Annotated in this window: 3 protein-coding genes; 2 read left to right on the top strand and 1 reads right to left on the bottom strand. The window is 55.4% G+C overall.

What is annotated here, in order from left to right:
- Nucleotides 1–11: 11 nt before the first annotated feature.
- Complete coding sequence (locus DN412_RS42400; protein ID WP_115216930.1) at nucleotides 12–743, top strand: SOS response-associated peptidase family protein; 732 nt, start codon at nucleotides 12–14, stop codon at nucleotides 741–743.
- 205 nt (nucleotides 744–948) lie between these two features.
- On the opposite strand, the gene DN412_RS42395 is transcribed toward DN412_RS42400, so the two are convergent.
- Complete coding sequence (locus DN412_RS42395) at nucleotides 949–1248, bottom strand: hypothetical protein (RefSeq protein ID WP_244223104.1); 300 nt, start codon at nucleotides 1246–1248, stop codon at nucleotides 949–951.
- Nucleotides 1249–2917: 1669 nt separating this feature from the next.
- Between DN412_RS42395 and DN412_RS42385 the strand changes: the two genes are divergently transcribed.
- A complete protein-coding gene (locus tag DN412_RS42385; RefSeq protein ID WP_244223103.1) occupies nucleotides 2918–3607 on the top strand; it encodes a hypothetical protein in 690 nt (229 codons plus the stop codon).
- Nucleotides 3608–3770: the final 163 nt, after the last annotated feature.

Here is a 3770-nt window from a genome sequence, read left to right as displayed (position 1 = left end):
GCGCAAGAGCGATGGCGAGCCCGGCGCAAAGACGATTTGGATCGGCATGCAGAGAACCATGGACGCCGCCCTCACCATTCAAGCACTGCGGGAAGAGTCATGACTTCCGTATAAGGAAATGGGTCAAGGGAGACCAAGGCATGTGCGACAGGTACAGACTCGAACCGGACTGGTCCGAGTTCCCCATGTTCCGCGTCCCGCCGGATTTTGAGCCAAAGGCCGATGTTAGGCCCACCAATAAAGTGCCAGTCATCCGGCTGGTGAATGGCGAATGGCAAACTGAGATGCGCAGTTGGGGCTTTGTTCGGGTAAAGCCGGGCAGGACCACGAGACGGCTGACGCACATACTCTTCAATGCCGTCGGAGAAGAGCTTGCAGCCCAGAGTCCGTTCAAGAAAGCCTTTGCTGACAATCGCTGCCTGATACCAATGTCAAGTTGGTACGCGTGGCCGAAAGCCGGCGGCATGAAGAAGTGGGTCGAGCTTGGGGTGAATGGTCGTAAGATTTTTTTCGCTGCGGGCCTTTTTGAGACTTCGAAGGATGCCCTCACCGGTAAACCAGTCGAGACATTCACGATGGTTACCCTACCCGAGAGAGAGTTGCCGGGAACGATTCCCGAACGTGCGCCGCTGGTTCTGCGAAATCAGGACCTGATGGCTTGGTGCGAGGAAGGAACTGTCGGGGCGCAGTCCCTTATCAGCGTCAATCCTGACCGCGCAGCGTTCTGCGTCCGGCTAGACTGACCACTTTCCAAACGTTAGGACATGGGTCGGGTTGGCCTCACGGTCGGCCTTTCCGCGTTTTCATCATGCCTGTGTTTGCAGTTCTCACACGGGAGCAACGTTCCGTATCAGCTCCTCATGCTCCGAAGGCTTGCGGGACCCATGACTCCCAATCAGACAGGGGATGCCGCGCAAGCCGGTTGGACTTAGATACGCCTATGCAAATTCAGTGCTTCGCGTGACTGCTGTTGCGATGCATACGGTTTGTCTGGGCCTTTTCGTGACTCGCGCTCTCCGAACTCCTTCTGTCCTCAGCGCGCTGTAAGCCTTTGTCGCGGTCGCTGGCAAACGAGCCATTGGAATTCATTGTGGCCTCATTGCTTGCGTGCCCCGACGCTGCCCCACCGAAATTGCCGCCATTGCCAAAACCACCACCTCCGCCCCCTCCACCACCGCGCGCTGAGGCAGCAAAGCTCAAACCAATCAGCAGACTTCCAACTGCAACCGCCAGTGTCTTTTTGAACATGATGTCCTCTTGGATATGTCGAGAATATCTCCCGCTCGCGCGTAATATATACCAGCTGAAATTAATCCGGCGTAACAAACGGTAAGGTTTTGTAAGGTGCATAGCTATTGGCGAATACCCCCATAAACCTCATCCAAAGATAAAGAAATCAAAAATCATGCGGCTATTCTTTCCAGGCGTGGCCATCCTCTCTGGTTCTGATGGGCACGTGCCCTGAAGGCGAACGGCTTCTCTTTCCGTGAAATGGGGGAATCGAAACATTATCCCGGAGAATTGTTCTTCTAATGACTCGATTTGGGTGAAGCGAATCGAGGTTGTTGGGTTCGTGAGACATCTCAGTGAACATTTCAGATTCCCTCGACCCCCCTCGTTAGTGGGCCCCATTTTAAGGCGTTCTCGATTGCTGCTTACACTGCTGCGGCCTATGATGGATTCCAAATATTGCGCCACACAGGTATCTGGTCATGGCTACTGTCGCCTTGGTCGCATACGGAGGTGGCGCTCGGGTATCGGGGGTCAAATGGACGACGAGGGCTACAGGCCTTGGCGGTGTCGCTGGTTGCGCTTGCACTCGCGGTCGCTACTAGCTAACTCGCTGGCATTGGCGGCGGAGGTCGAGCTGGAGGCGTATCTAAGAGAAATGCGCACCGCCTACCGCAACTATGGCGACTTCACTGAGAATGAGATTGACTTCATTTTGCGGCGAGTTCGTCGTGGCATCCAACGGATGCCGGCGCCTCACAGCGCACCGGAGTGCGCGCGGCGAGCGCGTGGAAGAATCCGGGCACTAGGCCAGCGCTTAATGAAGGAAGCCGCATGGCTCAATGCACGTGTGCCGTAGTACTCGGGCGCCGGCCCAACCACGAACTTTATTTTGCGCCAAATCCCGTCGCCAGGGCGCATTGCTCTTGCTCCTTGTCCGCGCCAACTGGCCAGAGGCCTGAAGAACAAAGAGCCCCAAACAGGGGCTCTTCGAAACCATTACCTAGGAGTACCTCTTCAACCCACTCGGTACCTAATTTTGCATGCCTTCTTCGACAAGCCCATCGCGGTTGGTGATTCTCGCACCATCCGTGAACACATCCCGCCGGTCCGTAACTCTCGCGCCATTCGAAAACACGTCCCGTCTATCCGTGACTGCCCTGCCTCCATCGGTATACGGGTCTCGAGGCCCCATCACGCTAGCGCCATCCGTATAAACATCCCGCGCCCCGATGCCGGCATAAGTGGCTCCAGCGCCGAGTGCCGCACCCGCCGCAGCGAGAAGTATACGGAGCGTTGCCGCAGTCTGAGAAGCGCCTGGAGACAGATACCGCCGATTTTTCCCCAACTGCCACGCGTTCTGTTTCATCCTTGATTCCTGTTAGGGCGAAAGAAAGCGGGAAATGGGATTCCTCACACGGATGTCGTGCCTCTCCGCCGTGATGGTCACACCTGACTATCGAATCCGGTAGCCAGATTGCACTGTACTGTGAGGCGTGCGCGGCGATGCGAGATGCGCAGCGTCATTTGCTTTGCAGAGCAATTCGTTGCATACATGTGACAAGAGTTGTGCATATCAGTTTAAAGGATATTTAACCTAGTCGAATGCGACTTACTCCCGTTGCCTGCCGCTATATATTGGCATTGACACGCCGGATTCATGGGGCAAAAGTAAGGCTGAATCTAAATGGTGCTGAGCAAGCGTAGAAAGCCGGTGCAAGGTCCTGACAGAAAAGGGGTCAGACAGCCCAAGCTAGAGTTTTTTCAGTTCCGCAACGTTGCAATCTGGGTTGATGAGAAGGAGGCCTTTATGAAGCTATCGATTCGTGCCCACTCCCCGGCATATGTAGCCTCCACGGCAGTGGCCGTCATGTTGCTATTGGGAGCTTCCTCCGGATGGGCACAGGCACCTTGGCAACAAAGGAGTGTGGTTACTTATCAGACGCCTGCTGAGAATTCCAAGTACACGCAGCAGCTTGCGATTGACATAGGCGACGTTCCAGGACATCAGATTCGCCTCTTCGAAATTCAAAGCACCTACCCCAAGGACGCACCGGTATTTCTTGGCGTGCGGGTCAAGAATTCGATAACGCGTGGTCAGTCTGACTATGTTGGTGCCGATGGCCGCGTCTCAGCCTATGTCCTGTACTTCATGGAGAATGGCGACCGGATATACGGCAGGTATGAAGGCACCTCACAAGGAACGGTTGGCGAAGCTACCGGGCGGCGAACGGTATTGGGGAACACAACTCTTACTGGCGGCTCAGGAAAGTTTCGCGGGATTCGCGGCACACTCCACAGCTCTTCCATTGCGGACCCTTCGAAGGGCTTCGTTGAGACCAAGAATGAAGGCGTTTACTGGCTGGAGAAGGAGTAGCGGTCCTGACTAGTACAACATCCCTTAATTAGCTTTAATCATTATCGGGCTGCAGATACGGGTGCAGGAGCGTGACGACCACCTCAGCCATCTCGTCGAGTGTGCCGTTGCCTGGCAATGTTTCCCAACGCCCGCTATGGGTGCGAAAAGCCGCGCCATAACG

Source organism: Cupriavidus lacunae (genome assembly GCF_003353055.1).
GTDB classification, from domain to species: Bacteria; Pseudomonadota; Gammaproteobacteria; order Burkholderiales; family Burkholderiaceae; genus Cupriavidus; species Cupriavidus lacunae.
The sequence above is the reverse complement of the archived record's forward strand: the minus strand, read 5'-3'. Positions and strand labels throughout refer to the sequence as shown.